Annotated in this window: 18 protein-coding genes and 1 pseudogene; 7 read left to right on the top strand and 12 right to left on the bottom strand. The window is 28.8% G+C overall.

Translation table 11 applies throughout. The features are described 5' to 3' along the window. A partial coding sequence (locus tag QZ306_RS02640) for a tetratricopeptide repeat protein (RefSeq protein ID WP_295160674.1) occupies nucleotides 1-682 on the bottom strand: 682 nt, incomplete at its 3' end. 18 nt (nucleotides 683-700) lie between these two features. Further along, entirely contained in the window at nucleotides 701-1,729 is a 1,029-nt protein-coding gene (locus tag QZ306_RS02635) for a VWA domain-containing protein (RefSeq protein ID WP_295160672.1), read from the bottom strand. A gap of 189 nt (nucleotides 1,730-1,918) precedes the next feature. Here QZ306_RS02635 and QZ306_RS02630 point away from each other — a divergent pair, with 189 nt between their 5' ends. After that, nucleotides 1,919-3,052: a glycosyltransferase family 4 protein gene (locus QZ306_RS02630; protein ID WP_295160671.1), complete on the top strand. Its 1,134-nt coding sequence runs from the start codon at nucleotides 1,919-1,921 to the stop codon at nucleotides 3,050-3,052. Between the two features lie 88 nt (nucleotides 3,053-3,140). Continuing rightward, a complete protein-coding gene (locus tag QZ306_RS02625) occupies nucleotides 3,141-5,021 on the top strand; it encodes an AMP-binding protein (RefSeq protein ID WP_295160669.1) in 1,881 nt (626 codons plus the stop codon). Between the two features lie 15 nt (nucleotides 5,022-5,036). Here QZ306_RS02625 and QZ306_RS02620 read toward each other — a convergent pair whose 3' ends face one another. The 5 genes and pseudogenes from QZ306_RS02620 to mscL all read right to left on the bottom strand — a co-directional run bounded on the left by QZ306_RS02620 (nucleotide 5,037) and on the right by mscL (nucleotide 7,797). Then, the gene (locus QZ306_RS02620; protein ID WP_295160662.1) at nucleotides 5,037-5,669 is read right to left on the bottom strand and encodes a hypothetical protein; all 633 of its coding nucleotides are present in this window, start codon (nucleotides 5,667-5,669) and stop codon (nucleotides 5,037-5,039) included. Between the two features lie 27 nt (nucleotides 5,670-5,696). Beyond that, entirely contained in the window at nucleotides 5,697-6,059 is a 363-nt protein-coding gene (locus QZ306_RS02615; protein ID WP_295160659.1) for a hypothetical protein, read from the bottom strand. Nucleotides 6,060-6,200: 141 nt separating this feature from the next. Continuing rightward, nucleotides 6,201-6,911 (bottom strand): 23S rRNA (guanosine(2251)-2'-O)-methyltransferase RlmB, encoded by a 711-nt coding sequence (rlmB, locus tag QZ306_RS02610; RefSeq protein ID WP_295160656.1) that lies wholly within the window; start codon nucleotides 6,909-6,911, stop codon nucleotides 6,201-6,203. A 198-nt stretch (nucleotides 6,912-7,109) separates the two neighbouring features. After that, nucleotides 7,110-7,217 (bottom strand): annotated as a pseudogene (locus QZ306_RS02605) (dicarboxylate/amino acid:cation symporter); the annotation flags it as partial. Between the two features lie 118 nt (nucleotides 7,218-7,335). Beyond that, on the bottom strand, nucleotides 7,336-7,797 hold the full coding sequence (gene mscL, locus QZ306_RS02600) for a large conductance mechanosensitive channel protein MscL (RefSeq protein ID WP_295160653.1): 462 nt from the start codon (nucleotides 7,795-7,797) through the stop codon (nucleotides 7,336-7,338). Between the two features lie 181 nt (nucleotides 7,798-7,978). On the opposite strand from mscL, the gene QZ306_RS02595 reads away from it, so the two are divergent. The 3 genes from QZ306_RS02595 to QZ306_RS02585 all read left to right on the top strand — a co-directional run bounded on the left by QZ306_RS02595 (nucleotide 7,979) and on the right by QZ306_RS02585 (nucleotide 12,941). Beyond that, on the top strand, nucleotides 7,979-10,240 hold the full coding sequence (locus QZ306_RS02595; protein ID WP_295160651.1) for an aconitate hydratase: 2,262 nt from the start codon (nucleotides 7,979-7,981) through the stop codon (nucleotides 10,238-10,240). A 20-nt stretch (nucleotides 10,241-10,260) separates the two neighbouring features. Beyond that, nucleotides 10,261-11,520 (top strand): NADP-dependent isocitrate dehydrogenase, encoded by a 1,260-nt coding sequence (gene icd, locus QZ306_RS02590; RefSeq protein ID WP_295160648.1) that lies wholly within the window; start codon nucleotides 10,261-10,263, stop codon nucleotides 11,518-11,520. Between the two features lie 77 nt (nucleotides 11,521-11,597). Next, nucleotides 11,598-12,941, top strand: coding sequence for a citrate/2-methylcitrate synthase (locus QZ306_RS02585; RefSeq protein ID WP_295160645.1), 1,344 nt, complete (start codon nucleotides 11,598-11,600; stop codon nucleotides 12,939-12,941). Nucleotides 12,942-12,973: 32 nt separating this feature from the next. Here QZ306_RS02585 and serB read toward each other — a convergent pair whose 3' ends face one another. Genes serB through QZ306_RS02570 form a run of 3 tightly spaced genes read right to left on the bottom strand, consistent with a single transcriptional unit; the run spans nucleotide 12,974 to nucleotide 16,434 of the window. After that, a complete protein-coding gene (serB, locus tag QZ306_RS02580; RefSeq protein WP_295160642.1) occupies nucleotides 12,974-13,597 on the bottom strand; it encodes a phosphoserine phosphatase SerB in 624 nt (207 codons plus the stop codon). A gap of 27 nt (nucleotides 13,598-13,624) precedes the next feature. Further along, the gene (serA, locus tag QZ306_RS02575; protein ID WP_295160640.1) at nucleotides 13,625-15,229 is read right to left on the bottom strand and encodes a phosphoglycerate dehydrogenase; all 1,605 of its coding nucleotides are present in this window, start codon (nucleotides 15,227-15,229) and stop codon (nucleotides 13,625-13,627) included. A gap of 59 nt (nucleotides 15,230-15,288) precedes the next feature. Next, nucleotides 15,289-16,434, bottom strand: coding sequence for an alanine--glyoxylate aminotransferase family protein (locus QZ306_RS02570; protein ID WP_295160638.1), 1,146 nt, complete (start codon nucleotides 16,432-16,434; stop codon nucleotides 15,289-15,291). Nucleotides 16,435-16,651: 217 nt separating this feature from the next. Here QZ306_RS02570 and QZ306_RS02565 point away from each other — a divergent pair, with 217 nt between their 5' ends. Both QZ306_RS02565 and QZ306_RS02560 read left to right on the top strand, forming a co-directional pair. Continuing rightward, complete coding sequence (locus tag QZ306_RS02565; RefSeq protein ID WP_295160635.1) at nucleotides 16,652-19,216, top strand: hypothetical protein; 2,565 nt, start codon at nucleotides 16,652-16,654, stop codon at nucleotides 19,214-19,216. A gap of 114 nt (nucleotides 19,217-19,330) precedes the next feature. Further along, the gene (locus QZ306_RS02560; protein WP_295160633.1) at nucleotides 19,331-19,756 is read left to right on the top strand and encodes a PepSY-like domain-containing protein; all 426 of its coding nucleotides are present in this window, start codon (nucleotides 19,331-19,333) and stop codon (nucleotides 19,754-19,756) included. A 127-nt stretch (nucleotides 19,757-19,883) separates the two neighbouring features. Here the strand turns inward: QZ306_RS02560 and QZ306_RS02555 are convergent, their stop codons facing one another. Together QZ306_RS02555 and QZ306_RS02550 are read right to left on the bottom strand one after the other, a co-directional pair. Continuing rightward, a complete protein-coding gene (locus QZ306_RS02555; protein ID WP_295160630.1) occupies nucleotides 19,884-22,136 on the bottom strand; it encodes a transglycosylase SLT domain-containing protein in 2,253 nt (750 codons plus the stop codon). 571 nt (nucleotides 22,137-22,707) lie between these two features. Further along, nucleotides 22,708-23,859 (bottom strand): SpoIID/LytB domain-containing protein, encoded by a 1,152-nt coding sequence (locus QZ306_RS02550; protein ID WP_295160627.1) that lies wholly within the window; start codon nucleotides 23,857-23,859, stop codon nucleotides 22,708-22,710. Between the last annotated feature and the right edge of the window lie 239 nt (nucleotides 23,860-24,098).

Here is a 24,098-nt window from a genome sequence, read left to right as displayed (position 1 = left end):
GATTATTTTGATTATCCTGATTATTTTGATTATCCTGATTATTTTGATTATCCTGATTATTTTGATTATCCTGGTTATTTTGATTATCCTGGTTATTTTGATTATCCTGGTTATTTTGATTATAATCTCCCAAGTTTCCGTTATTATTATCGCTTTTGCCGTCCTGATTTTCTTCATTATCATGTTTGCTGCTTGGACCGCTGTTATTTCTTTGATTCTGTTCTTCTAATTTTTTCTGTGCATATTCCAATGCCGTCTTTGCATCTTTATCATTCGGAGTATTCACAAGACATTCCACAAGTTCGTCAATAGCGCCTTTATAGTCCCCAATTTCTATTTTTGTTATACCCGAATTATAATATATATAACTTTTCATTCTATCGCTTGTTTTATCAGCCGTATTTTTCTTAGCCATGTCAAACAGCTCTGAAGCGGTATGCATTTCTCCCATAGAAGCCATTGTTGTGCCCATATTATAAAATATTCTAGGAGAATTAGGAATCTTGCTGAGAGCTTTCTCATATAAAGTTACAGCGCCTTCATAATCTCCCTTTCTCATTAATATGTTGGCTCTGTCCACATCCAATTTAGCCGTAAATTCATTTAATGAAAAAGAATATGCATAATTTACTGAAATAAAAGTAATTAAAAATCCCATTATTAATAATTTATATTTTTTCATTTTTTATAATTCCAAAATTTATATTTTTTCTTTTATAATTCTTTCTTTCATTATTTTTTCTTTTATAGTATCTCTTATTTTTATTTGAGTTAATATATTAAATATGCATACCATAAATATTAAAGATGAAGAAACCGCCAAAAATATTTGAAATCTCTCTTTATAGATTCTATTATTTTTCACAGAAGAAATACTGTCCATATTATGCCTCATATCGTTAAAAATATTTTCTAATGAAACATTTTCAGAAATATAACTTTTTCCATGCGTAGAATCTGCTATTAATTTTAATATGCTGTCATCTCGTCTGGATATAACGGTTTTTTCTCTAACACCTAAATCGGTATTAATACTGGCTCCTTGCGTACTTCCCATACCTATAGTATATACATTAATATTCATATCATTTAAATCTTTCAGCACATTATCAAAATATCCGCCATGATCCTCCCCATCTGTTATTAAAATAATAGATTTTTTACTTAAGGCATTTACATTAAATGTATTTTTGGCAGTAATCAAAGCATCGGCTATTCTAGTACCCTGCAGAGTAACGGATTTTGTATTTAAATTATCAAGTATATAACTGAAAGTTTCCATATCCTGAGTAAAGGGAGATGCTATAAAACTAGTGCCTGCAAAACCAACTAATGACACGGATAGATTATCAGTATTTTTTACAAATTTTTCTATCTCTAATTTAGCCCTTTCTAATCTTGAAGGCCATACATCATCAGCGTCCATAGATCTTGATAAATCTAATACTATAGTTACCATATAATTATCCGTTTTTATTTTCTGCTCTATTATTCCCCATTTAGGCTGCATAAGAGCAAATATCAGGCTTGAAACTGCAATTATCATAAATATAATTGAAAACATTCTTAAATTTGATATTCTTTTATAATTTTTATCATTCTGAAAATTCAGTTTTTTAGTAAATATTGATAAAATTTTATGCACTTTTCTTCTGGACATAATAAATAAAATTATCAGTACTGGAAGAAGCGCATAAAAAATAATAAATTTAAAATCACCGAAAAACATTCCGCCACCATTTATATAAAATATATTCAGTATATTATATCAATATTTAGTATAATATCAACACTATCAATTATTATAGTTTATTATTTATATTCTAAACAGTAAAAAATTATCCGCTTAAAAATGCTTAGTTATTTTTTATTTAATAGTATCTTGTAAAATTATAAAAAATAAATTATTATTAACAAAGTGAGCAATTATGTTAATAAATTAAAAAAACTAGCTGTACTTCACCCCACTTTTGGGTATCAAGGCGGGGCTGAAAATGTCATACTTGCATCTTCCGAATATTTTTGCAATTTGGGTATTGAAATAGCTGTATACACTTATAAATTAAAAAGCAATATACCAGACTATATAAAACAGATAAAAACTGATATTACATTAAATCCGTTAGTTTTTAATAAAACATCAGAATTCCTAGCAAATGAATTAAAAAATTATGATGCCGTTTTAATACATAACTTTCCAGCATCAATATTTTACGGACTTTCATATAAATATGCTGAAAAAAAAAATATAAAACTTCCTAAAAGCTTTTGGTACTGCCATGAGCCAAGTATAAGGCTTTACGGATATGATGACAAAAGCTATAAAATGCTTAAGAAAACTTGGGATATAATAGCAAGATATACTATGCATTTGGACAGATTCGGAATAAGTAAAATAGACTATGTAATGTCAAATAGCTTGAGAACAAAAGAAGCTGTAAAAAGAGTTTATGGCAGAGATGCTGAAATTATATATCCATGCATTACAGATAATAATATAATGCCTATTAATAAATCGGATCATTTTATCTATATAGGAAGAATTGAAAAACCTAAAAATTTAGAGAATGCGGTATTAGCTTTTAAATTATTATTAGAAAAAATTGATAATAAAAACTTAAAATTCATAATAGCAGGAAAAGGAAGATATGAAAAATATTTAAAAAATTTTGTAAAAAAAATAAATTTAGAAAATAATATTATTTTTAAAGGCTTTATATCTGAAGAATATAAAAAAGAATTATTAAATAGAAGCTATGCTTTAGTTATGCCTTCAATAAATGAGCCTTTCGGACTTACAGTTATAGAGGCATTATACTGCTCCTGCATATCAATAATATCTAATAAGTCGGGAGTTTACGAGGCTTGCAAAAACTGTGCTTTAACTTGCAATATGGAAAATACAGAGGATATAGCCTCTTCAATGCTTTTAGCATACAGTAATAAATATATAAGAACAGATTTTCTTAATAAATCAAAAAATATATTAGATAATTTTACAGTATCGGCATACAGCAGAAATGTAATAAAATATATTGAAAATCGCTTGTAATATTTTTAATATGTATTATAGTTATAATTCACTACTTAATATTTCGTAAAAATAGTTAGAACTAATTATATAATTCTTAGGAGATTTTATGAAAAACTATACTTCTATACCCAGCGCATTTTTTGAAAGAGTTAATAATACTCCTCAAAATCCAGCTTACAGATATAGAAACGATAATAATGAAGAAAAAGTAACTATAACATATAAAAATCTTTATAATAAAATAAATGCTGCAGCTAAAGCGTTTGATATTAAAGGATTATCAAAAAAACATGTGGCAATATTTTCAGAAAATAGAATAGAATGGTTTATATCTGATATGGCGCTTTTAGCATTAGGCTCTGCAGATGTGCCTAGAGGCGTAGATTCTTCTTCAGATGAATTAAATTATATAATAGAGCATAGTGAATCTGAAGCAGTATTGGTTGAAAATGAATATGTATATAAAAAAATAAAAAAGCATCATAAAGATATATCATTAATAGTTGTTTTGGACAGTTCTATGCATGATCCTGATAATAATATATATTCATTCAATGAACTCTTAGAAATTGGGGAAAAAGCTTTAAATGGAGATGAAAACTTTGCTGTTAAAAAAGCGTCCAAACTGACAAATGAAAGCATAGCAACTATAATATATACATCTGGTACAACAGGAAAGCCTAAAGGCGTTATACTTACGCATGGAAATATACTTCATAATGTAAGAGTGCTGCCAGATATAATACAATTAAAATCGGGAGAAAAACTTTTGACTATTCTTCCTATATGGCATATATATGAAAGAACAATATCTTATGTGACGGCTATAATAGGATGCTTTACTGCAATTACAAACAAAAGATATTTAAAAAATGATTTTATAGAAGAAAAACCTGATATATTTATTTCAGTGCCGGCTATTTGGGTTAATATATACAATACGGTAATCAAAAATATAAATAAAAAAAGCGCATTTTCTAAAAATCTTGCAAAATTTTTAATAAAAAGATCTGTAAAATATATAAGAAGCAAAAGGTATCAAAATAATTTAATATATCTTCTAGGAGATGAAAAAATAGATAATAAGAAATCCGAATACAGCATCGGAATGTTTGATCCTATATTCCATAAAATGGCGCAGAAAATGGTATATAGTAAAATACTGGAATTAACAGGAGGAAGAATACGTCTTACAATATCAGGGGGAGGAGCATTGCCGATGTATATAGAAGATTTTATTGAAGCTGTAGGAATTAATTTAGTGGTAGGCTGGGGAATAACAGAAACTTCCCCTGTAGTTACTTTGAGATCTCCTTATAAAAATTACAGAGGAACCTGCGGGACTCCCATACCCGAAGTAAAAATAGAGGTCAGGGATAAAAACGGAAATATATGCCCTGAAGGCGTTATGGGAGTTTGCTATATAAAAGGTCCTAATATTTTCAAAGAATATTATAAAGATCCTGAATTAACAAAACAGTCAAAAGTTGAAGATTTTTTCAATTCCGGAGATTTGGGAGCATATACTCAGCAGGGAGAAATAGTATTAACTGGAAGAGCAAAAGAAACAATAGTGCTTTTAACAGGTGAAAATGTAGAGCCTCAGCCTATAGAAAATAAAGTTATGGAATCTTCTTATATTTCTCAAATTATGCTTGTAGGTCAGGATAAATCTTCCATAGGAGCTGTAATTGTAATCAACAAAGAAAATATAAAAGATTATTTTGATATGCAGAAAATTCCTTATGATGAAAATAAATTACCGCAATCAAAAGAAGTTTATAAACTTATCAGAGAAGAATTGGATAAATTAATAAATTATAAAAACGGTTTTAAGCCTTATGAAGCAGTATCAAAAATTATAATAACCGATGAAGAGTTTACCCTAGAAAACGGGCTTCTTACACAATCATTAAAAATAAAAAGATCAAATGTTGCTGAAGCATATCATGAAAAAATAGAAGCTTTATATGATAAAATAAAATAAAATAAAATATATTTGCTATAATTCCAAATCTATAACAATATCTATTTCCGTAATAGAACAGTTTAATTTTTTAGCTATTTCTTCCTTGCTTATTCCCTCTTTATAAAGATTTATAATATCTTCATTCTTTTGAGAATCATTTGAAGCATTATCAGTTAATTCCGCTCCAGAATTATTATGTATGCCTATATTTGTATTTATTGTTTTATCTAATCTACTTCTTAATTTTTCTATAACTTCTTTTTTAGCATCATTTGCAGACTTTGCGGATGCATTTATATTATTATCTTCAATTATTATATTAAGTTTTTTATTTTCATCAGATTCTGCTTTAGGTTTTTTTATATCATTTATCGAAATATCCAGTTTTATTTCTTCTTTTTGTTTGGATTCATTATTTACGCTTTTAAAATTATCTAATTCTTTAACCAATCTATTTGCTCTTACAATAGCATCTTCAAGTATAGATATTCTTGATAATGCTATATTATTAAATTCTTTTACCAAAGCTTCTATTTCTTCTCTTGCTCTAGACATAGTTTCTTTTTCAAATCTTTCTCTTGCTCTTGAAACTATATAAATATAAAATAAAGGCATGGCAGCCGCTAATATAATAATATTAATTATTACAGCTATTAAAATTTGCATAATAATATTTTTCTGCTTTATTTTTCCTTATCCGAGAAAATCTATTCTAGAGCCTTTAGTTTTTTCTGAAGCCTGAACCTCTTCTATCTCTATAATATTATTTTCTTCTATACTGTTGATTTCAGAACTTCTTTTTTTATTTTTCTTTCTATATGACATATAACCTTGATCTTTAGGTCTCTGCCCATCTTTTTTTTCTTTAACTTTAGTTTCATCAGATATATTTTCAGACTTTACAACAGTCGAATCTTTTATATAGGAATCTCTATGTATATCTTTGTCTTCGGATTGCATGGCAATAGTTTTAGCAGCCATTCTTATATGTTCCATACGACCTATATGCGATTGCTGCATATATAATTGCTGTAAGTCTAAAGGTGCTATAGGCATTTTTTTATCTCCATATATAATATGCCCTTAATTTATATCCTGCATATTTAATATATACTTTTTTGTTATTATTGCAAGCAAAAAAACAAATATATGCTAAATATAACAATATTAATCTGTATTCATAAAACTATTATAATATCATTTATTATAAATTGAGTATGCATATCCTATAATGGCTGATGCCGCCGATACATTTAATGAATCAAAGTCGGAAGAAGCATTTATAATAATACTGCCGTCCGATTTTTTTTTTAAAATATCCCTGACACCGCTATGTTCATTTCCGAATATAACTGCCGTAGGAGAATCAAATTTAAAATCCTCAATAGAAATCTCACCTTTTTCGCTGGCATAGTATATCCAAAAACCTTTTTCTTTCATTGACTCAATAACTCTGTTCAAATTAGTTTCTACGGATATAGGTAAATGATAGGCGGCACCAGATGATATTTCATAAACTTTTTTATTAATAGGCGCCGAATTATCTTTCGGAATAATAATACCAGCAATATTAAAAAAATAGGCATTTCTAATTATAGCTCCGAAATTATGAACATCTGTTATTGAATCCAATATAAATATCAAAGGATTTTTATTTTTTAAAGATTTCTCTAAAAAACTTTCTATACCTATTTCTTTATTTCCTTTTACACAGGCAGCTATTGAATATATTTTACCTATAATTTTCTCCATCTCATCTTTATCAACATTTTTTATATATACTTTCTTTTTTTCCGCAAGCTTTATAATTTCTTTTTCTCTTTTTGATATAGGAAATTTTATATATAAAGTATGCACCAGATCTTTGGAAATTGCTTCGGCTATTGCATTTTTACTTGTTATAAACATTATTACTTCCCTAAATTTTTACATTTTTTCGATTCAAACTAGAAACTGATAATCAACTCATTGATCATCAGTTGTTTTTTAATCTAGTTTATTAACAAAAATAATAAAACAATTTTTATCGGCATTAATAATAAATTATAATTCAGTTTTTACAACTTTTTTTCTTATAAATTGTATCAACTATAACTCCCAAAGTATTATTTGTTCAGATATGCCGTATTTTTCAATACACTGCAAATTTACAGATATTGTAGCAGCTGAAGACTTAGCACCAAACTCAGTTGCATATACTGCTATTTGATTTTTATAAGTATAAAAGGATAACAAGTAAATAACAATATATATTTTTTATATTTAACTGCAGATATTACTTTTATTAAAAACTTTTATGCAAACTTACTAAATACCGCATGCTCTATAATAATTACTTTAAATCTGAAGTGCAGCTCGGACATTTTACAGCATTAATATTTATTTTAGAACAGCAGTAAGGACAAGTTTTTTCTTTAAGTTCTTTATTGTTTATTTCTTTATTAATGGAAGCTTCCTGAATTTTATTAAACATTTTTATAATCATAAATAAAGCCAAAGCGGTAATAATAAAAGTTATTATAGTATTAATAAAAATTCCAATTCCTATAACAACAGCACCGGCGCTTTTTGCAGCTTCTATGGAATTATAATTTCTGATATTGTCTGCGCCTTTTTTAATAACTATAAATATATTTGAAAAATCTATTCCGCTTGATATTAAACCTATAGGCGGCATTAATATATCTTCAACAAAAGAATTAACTATTTTAGTAAAAGATGATCCTATAATTATACCAATAGCCATATCCAATATATTCCCGCGCATAATAAATTTCTTAAATTCTTTAAACATAAGCCCCCCGTAAAATAATTTATTGTTACAGAAAATATAATAAAACAATTTATATTTTTTGTAAATATATTAAAAATTTTATAAATCTTCCTGTAAAAAATTATAAAATTTTTGATAAAAAACAAATACTGATATATAATAATGCTTTATATTAAGTATTTTTTATAATAAGGAATTAATTATGGAAATTTATGATATTGAAATGATAAGAAAATTTTATTCAAATTATAAAAATAGAATCAATAATATAAAATCAAAACTGAAAAGAGCATTAACATTATCAGAAAAAATTTTATATTCGCATTTATATAATGAAAAAAATATAAAAGATTTTAGAAGAGAGGAAGACTATGCATATTTCAAACCAGACAGAGCTGCAATGCAGGACGCTACAGCGCAAATGACATTACTGCAGTTTATGAATGCAGGAAAAACATCATCAGCAGTACCAGCAACTATACATTGCGACCACTTAATAGAGGCATGTAAAGGTGCTAAAGAAGATTTGAAAAATGCACTTAATATAAATAAAGAAGTTTATAATTTTTTAGAGAGTGTTGCTAAAAAGTACGGACTTGGTTTCTGGGAAGCAGGCTCTGGAATAATACATCAGATAGTATTAGAAAATTATGCTTTTCCGGGCGGTATGATGATAGGTACTGATTCTCATACTCCTAATTCAGGAGGACTTGGAATGCTTGCTATAGGTGTAGGCGGAGCTGATGCAGTTGATGTTATGACAGGAATGGAATGGGAATTAAAAATACCTAATATAATAGGAGTAAAATTAACAGGTTCTCTAAACGGCTGGGCTAGTGCTAAAGATGTAATACTAAAATTAGCAGGAATTTTAACTGTTAAAGGCGGTACTAATTCCATTATAGAATATTTTGGAGAAGGTGCTTCTACCCTATCTGCTGCTGGCAAGGCTTCAATATGCAATATGGGTGCTGAAGTTGGAGCTACAACTTCAATATTCCCTTATGATAATAACATAAAAGAGTATTTGATTGCTACAGGACGAGAAGAAGTTGTTAAACTTGCTTATGAAAATATAAATAATTTGAAAGCTGATGATGAAGTATATAAAAATCCTGAAAGATATTATGATAAGATAATAGAGATTAATCTGTCTGGGCTAGAACCATACTTAAACGGACCATTTACCCCAGACGCTGCATGTACTATAAGTCAGTTTGCTAAAAAGGTAGAAGAAAATAAATATCCTGCAGTAATGGAAGCGGGATTAATCGGTTCTTGTACTAATTCTTCATACTATGATTTAAGTAAGGCTGCATCTTTAGCAAGACAGGTAATAGAAAAAAAATTAAAAGTAAAATCAAAAATAATAATTAATCCAGGTTCAGAAGCTTCATATAATGCTGCTTTAAGAGATGGTATAATAGATGACTTCAAAAAAATAGGTGCTGTAATTATGACAAATGCATGCGGACCTTGTATAGGACAATGGAACAGACAGGAAGCAGATAATACAAGAGCAAATTCAATAGTTACATCTTTTAATAGAAACTTTGCTAAAAGAGCGGACGGCAACCCTAATACTCATGCATTCGTTGCTTCTCCTGAAACTGTAATGGCTTTAAGTATAGCAGGGGATTTAAGATTTAATCCTATTAAAGACACTCTCATAAATGAAGAAGGAAATGAAGTTAAACTCGATGCTCCTATGGGTATTGCTTTGCCTAAAAACGGATTAATCACAGAAAACAAAAAAATATATAATACACCTGACAGTAATGCAGAAATCATAATAGATAAAGATTCAAAGCGTCTGCAGTTATTAAAGCCTTTCAATAAATTCAATATTAATGATTTTAATAATATGCCTCTACTTATAAAAGTTAAAGGTAAATGTACAACTGACCATATATCAATGGCCGGACCTTGGCTAAAGTTCAGAGGGCATTTAGAAAATATTTCAGACAACATGTTGATGGGTGCGGTTAATTTCTTCAATGATAAAACAAACTTTGTATTCAATCAATTAAACGATAATTATGAAGAAATTTCAAAAACAGCAAAAGAATACAAGCAAAAAAATATATCTTCTATAGTTGTGGCGGAAGAAAATTACGGTGAGGGTTCAAGCAGAGAGCATGCTGCAATGGAGCCTAGATTTTTAAATGTAAAAGCAGTTCTTGCTAAAAGTTTTGCCAGAATACATGAAACAAATTTAAAAAAACAAGGTATGCTTGCTGTAACCTTTAAAAATAAGGAAGATTACAGCAAAATACAGGAAAAAGATAAAATAACTATATTGGGACTTGATAATTTCAGACCTAAACAAAATCTTACAATTAAACTTATACATGAAAATGGAAATGAAGAAAGTTTTGAAGCTATTCATACTTATAATGAAGCACAAATTGAATGGTTTAAAAACGGAAGTGCTTTAAATACATTAATAAAAAACAAATATTAAAAAATTATTAGGAAATTATTATGAGTAAAATAGAAATGAAAAATGGTAAATTATCAATACCCGATATAGTTACTATTCCTTTTATAGAAGGAGACGGAGTTGGAGCAGAAATTACTCATGCATCTCAAATGGTGGTAAATGAGGCTGTAAAAAAAGCGTATAACGGAAAAAAATCTATAGAATGGCTTGAGGTACTTGCTGGAGATAAGTCTCAGAAACAAATAGGCACTCCTCTGCCCGATGAAACAATAAATGTTTTTAAAGAGTATCTTATAGGTATAAAAGGACCTTTAACTACCCCTGTAGGAGAAGGCATGCGTTCATTGAATGTGGCGCTTAGACAGATTCTAGATCTATATGTTTGCTTAAGACCAGTAAGATGGTTTAACGGAACTTCATCTCCTATAAAAGAACCTAATAAAGTTAATATGATTGTATTCAGAGAAAATACTGAAGATATATATGCTGGCATAGAATGGAAAATGGGAACGGAAGAATCAAAAAAATTCTATAACTTTTTGAAAAATGAAATGGGAGTATCAAATATAAGATTTCCTAAAACTTCATCTTTCGGGGTTAAACCTGTATCTGAGGAAGGTTCTAAAAGACTGATACGCTCTGCAATAGAATACGCTATTAAAAACAAGCTTCCTTCTGTTACTTTAGTTCATAAAGGAAATATAATGAAATTTACCGAAGGCGGATTCAAAAAATACGGATATGAAATTGCAAGAGAAGAATTTGCAAATGAAACTTTTACTATGGAAGAATATGAAAAGATAAAAAATGAGTTTGGAGAGAGTAAAGCAAAAACAAAATTAAAAGAAGCACAAGAAAATGGAAAAGTTATAGTAAAAGATAATATTGCGGATGCATTTTTGCAAAATACATTATTAAAACCAGAAAATTATTCCGTAATCGCAACATTGAATTTAAACGGCGATTATATATCCGATCAGTTAGCGGCAATGGTCGGAGGAATAGGAATATCACCCGGAGGAAATATAAATTATAAGACGGGACATGCTATTTTTGAAGCAACTCATGGAACAGCACCTGATATAGCGGGTAAAAATAAGGCTAATCCATGTTCATTAATACTTTCTTCCGTTATGGCATTAGAGTATTTAAATATGAATAAAGCGGCTGAATTAATAATAAACGCATTGGAAAAATCTTTTAAAAGCGGGTACGCAACAGAAGATTTAGCAGGTTTTATGAATAAAGGATTATCGCTTGGAACTAAAGAGTTTGCAGAAAATATAGTTTCTCTTATATAATCTATTATTACTAAACTATTTCTTATTTTTAAAGAACATTGTATTTATAAACCAAAATAATTATTAAGGAGTTTATTATGAAAAAAGAATACTTACTATACAAATTATACGATCATTCAAGCAAGCGTATAAAAATTGACAGCGAACTTTTTCAAAAATATAATGTCAAAAAAGGACTTAGAAATGAAGATGGTACGGGAGTACTTGTAGGACTTACAAATGTGGGCGATGTTGTAGGATATGAAAAAGATGAAAACGGAAATGTTTATCCTATAGACGGTAAACTGTATTACAGAGGATACAGCATAAAAGATATTACAGACGACATATTAAAAAATAAGCGTTTTGGATATGAAGAGGTTTGCTATCTGCTTCTTTCGGGAAAGCTTCCAGATGAAAACAGACTGCAGTCTTTCAGAGAACTTATATCGGAAAATATGTATTTGGATAAAAAAACTATTATGAATATAATTGATTTGGAAGGTCAGAACATTATGAATATATTGTCAAGAAGCGTACTTGAAATGTATATTCATGATCCTAATCCTGAAGATTTATCATTGGATAATCTAATGCTTCAATCCATACAATTAACAGCAAGATTCCCCGCAGTTATTGCTTATGCTTATAATATGTATAAATACAGCGTTGATCAAAAATATTTAAATATTACTCTGCCTAAGCCTAAATATTCTATATCCGAAAACTTTTTATATATGCTTAAACAGGAATTTACTCCTTTGGAAGCGAGAATGCTTGATTTGCTGTTAATACTTCATGCAGATCATGGCAGCGGTAATAATTCAACTTTCACAGTCCGCGTTACAAGTTCATCAAGAACAGATACATATTCAAGCATCTCGGCAGGAATAGGATCTCTTAAAGGAGATTTGCATGGAGGAGCTAATGCTAAAGTAATGGATATGTTTCTTCATTTAAAAGAGGTAATAGATAATTGGGAAGATAAAAAACAAATAGACGATTATCTTATAAAAATGCTAAATAAAGAAGCTTATGATAAAAGCGGTCTTATATACGGAATAGGACATGCGGTTTATACCTTATCAGATCCCAGAGCTGTTATATTAAAAGATCTTGCCTCTCAGCTAGCCAAAGAAAAGAAAAAAGAATGCGAACTTCAATTTTTAGAGTTAATAGAAGAAAGAGCAGTTGAATGCTTCATGAAGGTAAAAGGAGATAAAAAAAGAGTATGCGCAAATGTGGATCTTTATTCTGGTTTCATTTATGATATGCTTGGAATACCTAAAGAGATTTATACTCCGTTATTTGCTATGTCAAGAATAGTAGGCTGGTGCGCTAACAGAATAGAAGAACTTAATTTTGATGACAGAAAAATAATAAGACCTGCATATAAAAATGTTATAGATCCTCAGGAGTTTATAAGTATGGATAAAAGATAATAACTGCCTCTATAAGATAAAATATAATTAATTTATTTAATTTTATCTATTATAAGACTTAAATCTTTTTCTTCTATTATGATATTAGCTTCTTTTTTAAGAATTTCCTTGGCGCAGAAAGCCGCCTTATTTTTTGCAAATTTAAACATACTTAAATCATTAGCTCCGTCGCCTACAACTAAAGTATCATTATAGGAAATATTTAAAAGCTTCTGAAGAGTTAAAAGCATATTTCCTTTGCTGCTTGAAAACATCATCTCGCCTCCTACATTTCCTGTAAGCACATTATTTTTTACATGAAATATATTTGAAAACTCTGCATCTAAATTAAGTTTTTCTGCAAATAATACAGTGGCATTTTTAAAGCCTCCTGAAAAGCATATGCATTTATATCCGATTCTATGAAGTTCTTTTATAGTTTCTTCCGCACCATTCATAATGGGAAGAGAACTGCAAATTTCATTAACGGTTTCTAATTTTATTCCTTTAAGCAAAGATACTCTCATCTGCAGACTTTCAAAGAAATCTAATTCTCCTCTCATTCCTTTTGCCGTAATCTCTGAAATCTCATCTTTAAAATTAGTTTCTCTTGCAATAATATCCAAAGTTTCTCCATCCATTAATGTAGAATCAAAATCAAAAACCGCTAATTTCATTTTTACTTATCCTGATAATATATATATTTATAAGGTATATTCTGCTGTAAGTTTTACATATTTCGGGTCATGAACGCCCTCTATATTAGAAATTTTTGTTGTAATATCATTGCCTATGACTCTATCAACATTTATAACCATTATAGACATATTGCTGCCTTTTATATTTTCAGATACGCTCATTGATCCTATATTGATGCTGTCTCCTGAAAGTACAGCTGCAACCTTTGCTATCATAGAATGCCTGTTTATATGAGGCACTACCAATATATGAGGCTGAGGTTTTATTATAACATCATAATCATTAAGCTTAACTATTCTGGCAATATTTTTAGCTATTAATGAAACCGATACGCTTGTTGTATCTTTATCAGTATTTAATTTTACTTTTAATATTCCTGTAAAAGCGGAAGGTGATTCCGATTTGATAGTTTTTATCTCAACTCCTCTCTGCTTAGCCAGATAGGGGGCATTTACATAATTAACATCTTGGAACATATAAGACAGTACGCCTTTCAATATAGCTACTTCAAGCGGCTTAATATCTAAATTAATTAAATCGCCCTGAGCCGTTATTTCCAATGATTTTATCTTACCAACGGAAAGCTGCATTATCATCTCCCCTGCATTTTCTGCTATTTTCATATAATCTTTAACAGGCTCTAATTTTTCAGGATTAAGAGAAGGTATATTAACAGCCGATTCGGTATATCCTCCTGATAATACCTGTTTTATCTGTTTAGCTACATCTAAAGCAACATTTATTTGAGCTTCTTTTGTACTAGCGCCAAGATGAGGAGTAAGTATAAGATTATCTTTTTTATATTCTGTCAAAGGACATGTTTCTATTTTAGGCTCATTGACAAAAACATCAACTGCAGCTGCTGCTATAACTCCGTTTTCTAAAGCTTCTTTCAAATCTTCTTCATTAACGAGTCCGCCTCTTGAGCAATTTATAATTATAGCTGTATTTTTCATCTTGCTCATATTATCTTTATTTATTATATTATTAGTTTCAGCAGTTTTAGGTATATGAAGCGATAAATAATCAAGTTTAGGTAAAAAATCATCTAAAGAAGTATTATAAATTGCTCCTGTTTTATGAACTATTTCTTCATTTGCAAAAGGATCATAAACTAATACCTTCATTCCAATAGCCAAAGCAATATGAACAACCTTTCTTCCTATTCTTCCAAATCCCATAACGCCTAAAGTTTTTCCAAAAAGTTCGCTGCCCGTAAACTTATCCCTATTCCATTTAATTTCTTTAGTTGATACCGCAGCAGGAACCACATTTCTTGATACTGCAAGCATTAAAGCTATGGTATGTTCAGATGCCGCTATTGTATTTCCGTCAGGAGAGTTTACTACTATTATGCCTTTTTCTGTAGCAGCTTCAACATCTATATTATCCACTCCCACACCTGCACGTCCTATAATTTTTAAATTCTTTCCAGCTTCTATAACATGCCTTGTAACTTTAGTTTGACTTCTCACCATTAAAGCATCATACTCGCCTATAACTTTTACAATTTCATCTTCGCTCATTGTGGGAAGGAATACAACTTCCGCAGCATCAGCAATTATATCCTTAACACATTCATTTATCTTATCAGTTATTAAAACCTTCATTTTTATCTCCGTATTATTTTTTGTTGTCTCTTTAGCATACATCAATTGCCGCAAACATATTATTTATTTAATTCCTCTATTAGTTTTTTAACTCCGCTTCCAAGCTCAAACTTAAATCCTAATTTAATCAAGCTGGCTTCTAAAGAACCTACAGCCATTATTAAATCGCGTTCGCATACATATCCGAGAGTCCCTATTCTGAATATTTTATTTTCCAAAGCTCCCTGACCGTTTGCAACTATAATATCATAATCTTCTTTTAAAGTCTTTCTTATATCAGGAACGCTTATGCCTTCTGGCGGAAGTATTGAGGTTATGGCATAGCTTGCATTATTATCATCTTCAACAAAGAGTTTTAATCCGATAGCTTTAATAGATGCCCTCAAAGCCAAAGAAAATTTTCTATGTCTTTTATTAACATTTTCAATGCCTTCTTCTTTTATCATTTTCAAAGCAGTATGAAGAGAAGTTATTAAATTAACGGCAGGAGTAAAAGGAGTGGTATCTTTAGCTAAAGATTTTTTATGCTCAGACCAATTAAAATAAAAACTAGGATATTTGCATCTCTCATGCATTTTTAAAGCATCTTTGCTTGCAGTAAGAAAAGAAAGACCCGGAGCAATCATAAAACCTTTTTGAGAACCAGATATGGCAACATCAATATTCCATTCATCAGTTTTAAACTCCATAGCACATAAACTTGTTATGCCGTCAACTACGGACAAAGCACCATGTTTTTTTATTATAGAGCATAAAGTTTTAATATCATTAGCTGCCCCTGTGGAAGTTTCGCTATGAGTAAGCGTTACAATATTTATATCTTTATCATTATTTAAAGCCTCTTCAAGCATTTCAGGCTTTATAACTTTACCAGCTTCAGCTTCTATTTTTGTTATAGCAGCCCCTCTGCTTGCTGCTATCTTTTCCCATCTAGCACCGAAATTTCCGATGGATAAACATAATACTTTATCACCTTCATTAATAATATTTTCAAGCGCTGCACACATTGCTCCTGTTCCGCTTGCGGTAAATAAAAATACATCATTTTTTGTTTGAAACACATATTTTAAATCTTCATAAACTTCTTTTATTATCTTTGAAAATTCTTTGCTTCTATGCGCCATAGGATGTCTTGCCATTTCTATCAAGGCAGATTCAGGCACAGGAGTAGGTCCAGGTATCATTAAAAAAGTTTTATCCTTCATTATAAAAAGCTCCTTTAAAATTATTAAGATAAAATATAAAACTGTAGTAAAAAATATTTGTATATTATAGTATATATATATTTTTTTACAATACTATATTTAGTAATATTTATAAAAATATTTTAATATAAAAATTCTTGACAATACATAACCTTTTATATATTATTTATAGAATATTTTCAAAAAATCACTTATCAAAAATAAGGACATATAAGTAATGAAATCATTAAAAAAAGAAATCATATACCCTATTATATTTGCATTGCTTTCCATACTATTTTTTTACAGCAATTTAACATTTTCTTATCTTCAAATGGGAGATGTTATACTTTGGGATATAAAAAATATTAAAGATGCAATATTAAGCGGAAATTTATATTTTTGGAATAATGCCTATTTTACAACAGCTTCTTCTTCAACTGTACCAATTCATCCTAAATCTTTATTAATAGCTTTTCTTCCAAATAATATATACCCTCAAGCAAGCATAATGCTTCATATAGCTGTAATGGGATACGGATTATTTTTATTTTTGAGAGAAAAAAAATTATCTTCAAAAGCTGCTATGTTAGGCTCCATTGCTTTAATGTTCTCTAATGCTGTAATTACTCTGATACTTCCCGGACATTTAGGAAAATTTGAAACTTACTGCTATTTTCCTTTTGTATTATATTTCTTATCAAAAGCAATGAACTCTGAAAAATGTATTTATTTCTTTTTTACAGGAGCTTTTTTAGCAATTGCATTTTTAGGCGGGGCTTTAGATGTTGCAATGTATTTTTCTTTATTTTTGTCATGTTATTTCTTATACCTGCTTTATAATAAAAAAAATAATAAATTAATATATTTTATAAAAACAGATTTAAAAAAAATAATTCTTTTATGCCTAAAATTTTTTTTAACCGCCGTATTTTCTTTCTTAATGTCCATGCAAATAATAATGATTACAAAAAATACTCAGAATATGGGGGCTGCAGGAGTAAATGATAAAATACAATTGTGGCAATGGGCTACAAGATGGTCATATCCGCCTGAAGAAGTTCTAGGTTTCTTTATTCCGGGTTTTTTCGGCTACTATTCAGGAAGCGAAACTCATCCTTATTGGGGAAGAATAGCAAATATAAAAGGAGAGCCTAAAACCTCAAACTTCTCGCTTACAGCCTCAAATATAGGTTATATAACTTTTATTTTTATAATATTTGCAGTATTTATAAGCAGAAAAAAATATAATGAAAAATACTTCTGGATTGGAACCGCTTTATTTTTCTTAACGGCAAGCTTCGGAAGATATTTTCCTATAATATACGGTGCATTATTCCAAATACCGATATTCAGAGATGCAAGAAACCCAAATAAATTTATAGAAATTATACCTATACCGTTTGCAGTGCTTTCATCGTTCGCAGCCGATTATATATTCAAAGCTATAGATGCAAAAAAAGAAGATAAATTATTAAAATATTTGCAAGATGATTATAAATATATAAATAAGGCTCAAAAAATAATGTATATAATATCCGTTGCTTCTGTAATATCAGCATTAATTACAATATTAGCTAAAGGAATGATATATAACAGTTTTGCTTTAGATTGGAAAGAGACTGCCGCATCATTAATAGCGAAAAATATATCAATGTCTTTTATAAGATTAGCTCTTATATCTTCAGCATCTCTTCTTTTAATTAACAGCGCTGTTTCATTAAAAGAAATAACTATTAAGGACAAATTTATTCTTATAGTGCCTTTAATAGGATTTATATTATTTTCAGTATATGATTACGGACATATAGGATTTCTTATTATAGGCGGCATTATAATATTCTTATATATAATTATTGTAAATAAAGAAAATCTATTTTATAAATATCTTCCATATATGTTTATGGCAATACTGTTTTTAGATTTAAACCAAAGCGCAAACATGTTTATAGTGAAATCTGATTACAATCAAATGTATAATTCCACTCCTATAGTGGATCATATTATAAAAGAAGGCGGAAATAAAACCACAATGCCTGTATTAATACCTTATTTATACAGATATACTACTCATACAATGCCTTATTACAATATACCATTAACAGAACCTCCTGCGGCAAGCAGATTATCAAAAGACATAACCGATACTTTTATATCTTTTAGAATAAATGATTATATAGGATATCAGCCCAGACTTATGGATTTACTTGGAGTAAGATATATTTTAAGCCCTACATATTTGGATCAGTCTGTACTTTCAAATGATTTAATAAAAATAACAGAGTATAAGGATCAGTTTTCTGCTGCTGTTTTGTATGAGCTTAAAGGCTACAGAAATAAATATGAATTTGTTAATAATGCCTATAACGCTGAAGATTTTAATGACGCATTAGGAAGATTAACTATGCCTAATTTTAATTTAGTTAATGAGGCTGTATTATTAAATAATACTGACATAAATATAACTTTGAATAACTATAACTCCATTTACAGCGTGCATATAATTGAAGAAACAGGCAATAAAATAGTATTTAATGTAAAAACACCAGATGCAGGAGTGCTGGTATCAAAAGAGCGTTATAATAATGATTGGTCTGTTACAGTAAACGGAGAGAAGAGGGAGCTTTTAAATGCTAATTTATTATTCAGAGGGGTTTATGTGGAGGCAGGCGACAACATCATAATATTTGAATTTAAACCTTCAATGAAATACATATATACTACTATAACCTGTTGGATAATATTTATTATTATATCTATAATAAGCATAATTTTATATTTAAAAAAACAAAGTAGTAATTAATTAATAATTATAAAATATTATACCTTGTAAACAAAAAGTAAAATATTTGTAAAAAATATTGACATATAGTAATAAATATGATATGATAAAGCTATAAAATAGGATGGATTATTTATGAAAATATTAAAAACTGTATTAATAATAATAATAATCTTCTCAGGCTTTTTATTTGCAGACTGGGTTATTTCTCCTGAAGCTCTGCCTGAAAAAGCTAAGCAATTCATATATAATAATTTTTCCAATGCTCAAATTTGGTATGTGGAGAATGATGACGGAAAATATGAGGTAAAACTTTCAAACGGCATAGAAATAGAATTTTTATATAATGGAGATTGGTCTGAAATAAAAGCTGAATATGTGGGAATACCTCATAGTATTTTTCCTCCTAATGTGGCAAATACAATAAGAAATACATATCCGCAAACCGTTATAATAAGTGCTGAAAAGAAATGGGGAACTTATGAAATAAAACTTAATAATATGATGGAGCTTTATATATCTTCAAACGGACATTTAATAGGACAAAAATTTGACGATTGATTGTTTTTCCATTCCATATATAAATGCAGAGTATCAGAATACTAATACCCTGCATTTTTTATTACAGCAACTATTTTACTTAAACATAAAAAATTGAAATTAAGCAAATCAATATTTATATAAAAAATTAATTCTTATAATATTTACTGTAATATTCATAGCTTTTTATAACTCTTTCCACATAATATTCGGTTTCTTCAATATCTATAAATCTTCCCGTACGATACATATTATTAGTGCCGTATTCGGCTTTCCATCTTTTTCCGCGTCCTGAACCTGCATTATAGCTTGCGGCTACAAGTATATAATTGCTTGCATTCTGATTGCTGAAAAGAAAGCCTAAATGCGAAACTCCTAAATTAATATTATGCTTAGGATTGGTTAAGTCTAAAGGATTATATCTGTATCTGGCTTTTTTGTTTTCATCCGCCGCTGTTGAGGGCATAAGCTGCATAAGTCCCATAGCACCGACCCAAGATCTTGCTTTAGGATCAAATAAACTCTCTTCACGCATTATGGCATATACAAAATTGGGTTCTATTTTATAATATTTAGATTCCGGCACAACATATTCGTCAAAATATCTTGGATAAACCATCTTTCTAAACTCATCTGGCAATAAATCCGTATTATCCGAATAAGGATATCCAAAATATTTTCCTATATTAGCCGATATTTGTATAAGTCTTTTAGTATTTCCGGAATCTTTAAATATCTTCTTGGCAAAATAAAATAACGGATATGTTACCTGTGTTTTTTTGAATACTTTATTAAACTCAGTATAAGCATTATCATAATCACCATAATAATATAATATTATAGATTTATTAATTTCCATTCTGGTTTGAAGAGATAACTCATTAAATAAATCCCTTTCGCTTCTGTCTGAATATAATTCCTTTACAAATCTTTTCTGCATAAGAATATTTTTAGCAATAGCCCTAGACTCTTTTATAATATCATCTTCTTTTCCTGTGGCTATATAATTTAAAAACTGTATATTATTCAGTATTTGCATAGATTTGCTGTAATTAGAATCGGCATAATATTTTTTTGCCTCATTCAAATAATAAGAGTTGCTAAGCCCTACATTGGAAACCATTTTTGAATCGGCAAGACTTAAAGCACCCTTAATAAAATAATGACTTTTACTTGTAAGAAGAGTTTTTATTAAATACTCATCTCTTTTTTCATAGTCTCCGAACTCCTGCGCAGTCCACATATTCCAAGATAAGGCAAAATCATGCCTAAAACTCGGATATCTTGCCTCCAAAGCTTTAGCTGCAAAATAAGTCTCCGTTTTATTTTTTAATTTGAAAGCTTTTCTTAAATAAGATTTCAAAGCAAGTTCCGTCTGCCAGCTCTTTGGAAATCTTTTCATTACATTTGTTAAATATACTTTTGCCTGAACTAAATTATTTCTATTTAAACTTATATTAACAAAATTATTATATATTCTAGGTATATAATCATCTCTTGGATATTCTTTTAAAAATATACCGTATAACTCTGCAGATTTATCATAATTTTTAAGCATATTATAATTATCAGCAGAATAATAAAGAGAGAGTCTCCTATATGATTTGTTATCAGCATTGATTAAATATTCGTCAAATAATTTAGAGGCATCTTCCCTATCGCCTGACTGCTGTTTAATTCTAGCCATATAGTATGTACTGCTTTCTTTATGGGAATTATTATCATATAAATTTTTAAAATAATTCAGAGACGCTTTTCTGTATCCAGCCTCATAAAGTTTTACGGCTACATTGTATTTCAAATTATTATTAAATGTCATTATATCATTTGAATAATTATTATTATAATATATAATAGCTTCTATATTTGAAAATTTACTTAAAAGCTCATAAGCTATCATTTTAGCTTTATTAGTATCATCAGTATTTTTTAAAGCCCTTACTCCCACGAACTCTTTAATCCATTTCTGTGTTTTTCCGTTAAAAAAATTACTTATAGGATAATCGTCTCTGTAAAACTCTGCTAAAGCCTTATACTGCTGCGCATAAGGATATAATAATGAGCGAGGATATTCTTTCATTAACAGCAAATATAAATCTGAAGCTTCATTATACATATTTGTATATAAGGCACTTTTAGCTCCGTAATATATAATATAATCTTTTATAATAATATCTTCTTCCGTATTCATTATATTTGCAAACTGATTATATGCCTCTAAATATTTTCCCCTATTATAAAGTTCCAAAGCCGTACCGTAATTGATTTTATTCTTTGATATAATATTTTCTTTTAAAGAAATATCCTGTGCTCCAAGCATAGATGTTATTATTATAATTATAATTTCAAAACTAAAAGCAAATAATAATATTCTCTTATTAATAATTTTTTTTATTTTCATGCAGCTTAAATCCAAAAACATTTTTTATCATTGTATTATTTTTTTGTATTTTTGCAAATAATTTTTACATTTTGACGAAGTATAAATAATAATTTATTATTTATTGCTATGCTTTTATTTTTTTATTTTATTATCCCATATTTCTAATATTATCTTTTATTTATTTTTATAATTTATTTAAAGCTCTTCCTTTCTGGTGTTATCTTTTATTATTTGATTTATTTGTTCTTTTTTATACAGATAAAAAAGAACCAAAAAAGCTGTTTACTTTTTGTTACCGAAGGTACGCAGAGCGAAAAAGTAAAACAAAACAATTACATTAATTTTTGAAAGTCTGTTATTATATATTAATGCTTTTTATTGTTGCTATGTAGGCACCTCACGGTACTCGCCTAATAGTATCAAGCAAATAAATTTGCTTTACAGCTCGCAGCCATTTTTATTAGCAACAATAAAAAATAATAATTTTAATAATATAAAAAGAATTTAATTTATAATAATAACAGTTAAAAATTAAAGGCTTATATTAATCATCAATACAAGCCTTTAATTTTATATGATTATAATAATTTTAATTTCCCCATACATCAGGCTCAAATTGTTTATTAACTCTATTATAATCAACAATATCCACTCCGTTATAATAGAATTTTAAAATCTCTTTATAATCTTTTTTTACCTGCGCCATACCGTAAGCTCCCCATTGGCACATACCGACACCATGTCCGCTTCCTTTACCTGTAATTATTATACCGTTATCCACTTTTTTAATAGTAAAATTAAGCGAAGGTACTAATTTAGGAGAAAGCGTGCTTCTAAAATCTCTTGAAGTAATATCGCTACTGTCTATTTTAATATTTGTTGCTTTTCCTGATTTAGGATCCATGCTTATTCCTATGGAAGAATTTTCCGTAGCATTCACGGAATAATTAGCCAAATCATTATTAAGTTCATTATAGCTTAATGCATTAGTCCAGGGCTTAATCTGAGCATTGCAGTAAGGACATGATACGCCTTCCAGATAAGGAACGGCAACCCCGAATACATTTTTAGCGCTGTCGGTATGTCCTCCGCATAAAGCGCTGAAATATGTAGCTATAACTTTGCCTCTGTAAACGGCTATTTCATATTTAGTTCTATCAACAGCCTGTTCAACAGCCCAATTTATTTTTTCTTTTCCATTATAAACTTGGTATTTTGTAGTATTATCAACATCAAAAGGAAGTTTATTTGCATTTTTTAATATATGATACATTGAATATGTGCGGGCTGCAACTGCCTGAGCTTTTAATGCCTCCATAGGCCAATCGGGAGACATTTCATGCGGCAATACGCCTTTAACATAGTCTTCAATATTAAGTTCATTAACTGCTATCATAGTATCATTGTATGGAATAAACATTAAAGAACCGTAATATTCAACGCCGTTCAAAGTAAATCCGTCCTCTGTTTCAAATACTATTCCTTCTTTATAGACTCCTATATCATTAACTTTCAATCCCAATCTGTTTTCTGCAACAATTATAGTTTCATTGGTAAGTCCTGAAATAATTTCGCTTTCATATTTATAATTATAAGCTTTATAAGGACCTTTTATATTAATAGTATAAGGAAGTTTTACATCTGTTAAATGTACTCTGATAATATTCTGACTTGCAAATGCATATATGCTATTTAATGCTGATAAAATAAGCAATAAAAATAAATACTTTTTAACTCCCATAATTTTAATGCCTCCTTGCAATATATAAACTTATTCGTAAAAATTATCGGTAGTTTCCAGACTTACTTTAAAATATTTAAAATATTAAAGCTGATTATAAAATAGCTTATATAATATTTTTTAGTTTTATTAAAAGATGAGAATAAATATTCCCATCTTTTAATAAAAAATATGATTTATAATAATTATTCAGTATAAATCTTTCCGTTATGTTTTTCTTTTATTTTTTGAATGGTATC

Origin of the sequence: uncultured Brachyspira sp. (genome assembly GCF_910588665.1) — a bacterium.
GTDB lineage: Bacteria > Spirochaetota > Brachyspiria > Brachyspirales > Brachyspiraceae > Brachyspira.
The sequence above is the reverse complement of the archived record's forward strand: the minus strand, read 5'-3'. Positions and strand labels throughout refer to the sequence as shown.

Excerpts from the sequence above, each read along its gene's own strand:
- QZ306_RS02585 (WP_295160645.1), top strand. The coding sequence starts at position 11,598 with ATGAAAAAAGAATACTTACTATACAAATTATACGATCATTCAAGCAAG.
- QZ306_RS02595 (WP_295160651.1), top strand. The coding sequence starts at position 7,979 with ATGGAAATTTATGATATTGAAATGATAAGAAAATTTTATTCAAATTAT.
- QZ306_RS02635 (WP_295160672.1), bottom strand. The coding sequence starts at position 1,729 with ATGTTTTTCGGTGATTTTAAATTTATTATTTTTTATGCGCTTCTTCCA.
- QZ306_RS02620 (WP_295160662.1), bottom strand. The coding sequence starts at position 5,669 with ATGCAAATTTTAATAGCTGTAATAATTAATATTATTATATTAGCGGCT.
- QZ306_RS02615 (WP_295160659.1), bottom strand. The coding sequence starts at position 6,059 with ATGCCTATAGCACCTTTAGACTTACAGCAATTATATATGCAGCAATCG.
- icd (WP_295160648.1), top strand. The coding sequence starts at position 10,261 with ATGAGTAAAATAGAAATGAAAAATGGTAAATTATCAATACCCGATATA.
- QZ306_RS02570 (WP_295160638.1), bottom strand. The coding sequence starts at position 16,434 with ATGAAGGATAAAACTTTTTTAATGATACCTGGACCTACTCCTGTGCCT.
- serB (WP_295160642.1), bottom strand. The coding sequence starts at position 13,597 with ATGAAATTAGCGGTTTTTGATTTTGATTCTACATTAATGGATGGAGAA.
- rlmB (WP_295160656.1), bottom strand. The coding sequence starts at position 6,911 with ATGTTTATAACAAGTAAAAATGCAATAGCCGAAGCAATTTCCAAAGAT.
- serA (WP_295160640.1), bottom strand. The coding sequence starts at position 15,229 with ATGAAGGTTTTAATAACTGATAAGATAAATGAATGTGTTAAGGATATA.
- QZ306_RS02560 (WP_295160633.1), top strand. The coding sequence starts at position 19,331 with ATGAAAATATTAAAAACTGTATTAATAATAATAATAATCTTCTCAGGC.
- mscL (WP_295160653.1), bottom strand. The coding sequence starts at position 7,797 with ATGTTTAAAGAATTTAAGAAATTTATTATGCGCGGGAATATATTGGAT.
- QZ306_RS02555 (WP_295160630.1), bottom strand. The coding sequence starts at position 22,136 with ATGAAAATAAAAAAAATTATTAATAAGAGAATATTATTATTTGCTTTT.
- QZ306_RS02550 (WP_295160627.1), bottom strand. The coding sequence starts at position 23,859 with ATGGGAGTTAAAAAGTATTTATTTTTATTGCTTATTTTATCAGCATTA.
- QZ306_RS02625 (WP_295160669.1), top strand. The coding sequence starts at position 3,141 with ATGAAAAACTATACTTCTATACCCAGCGCATTTTTTGAAAGAGTTAAT.
- QZ306_RS02565 (WP_295160635.1), top strand. The coding sequence starts at position 16,652 with ATGAAATCATTAAAAAAAGAAATCATATACCCTATTATATTTGCATTG.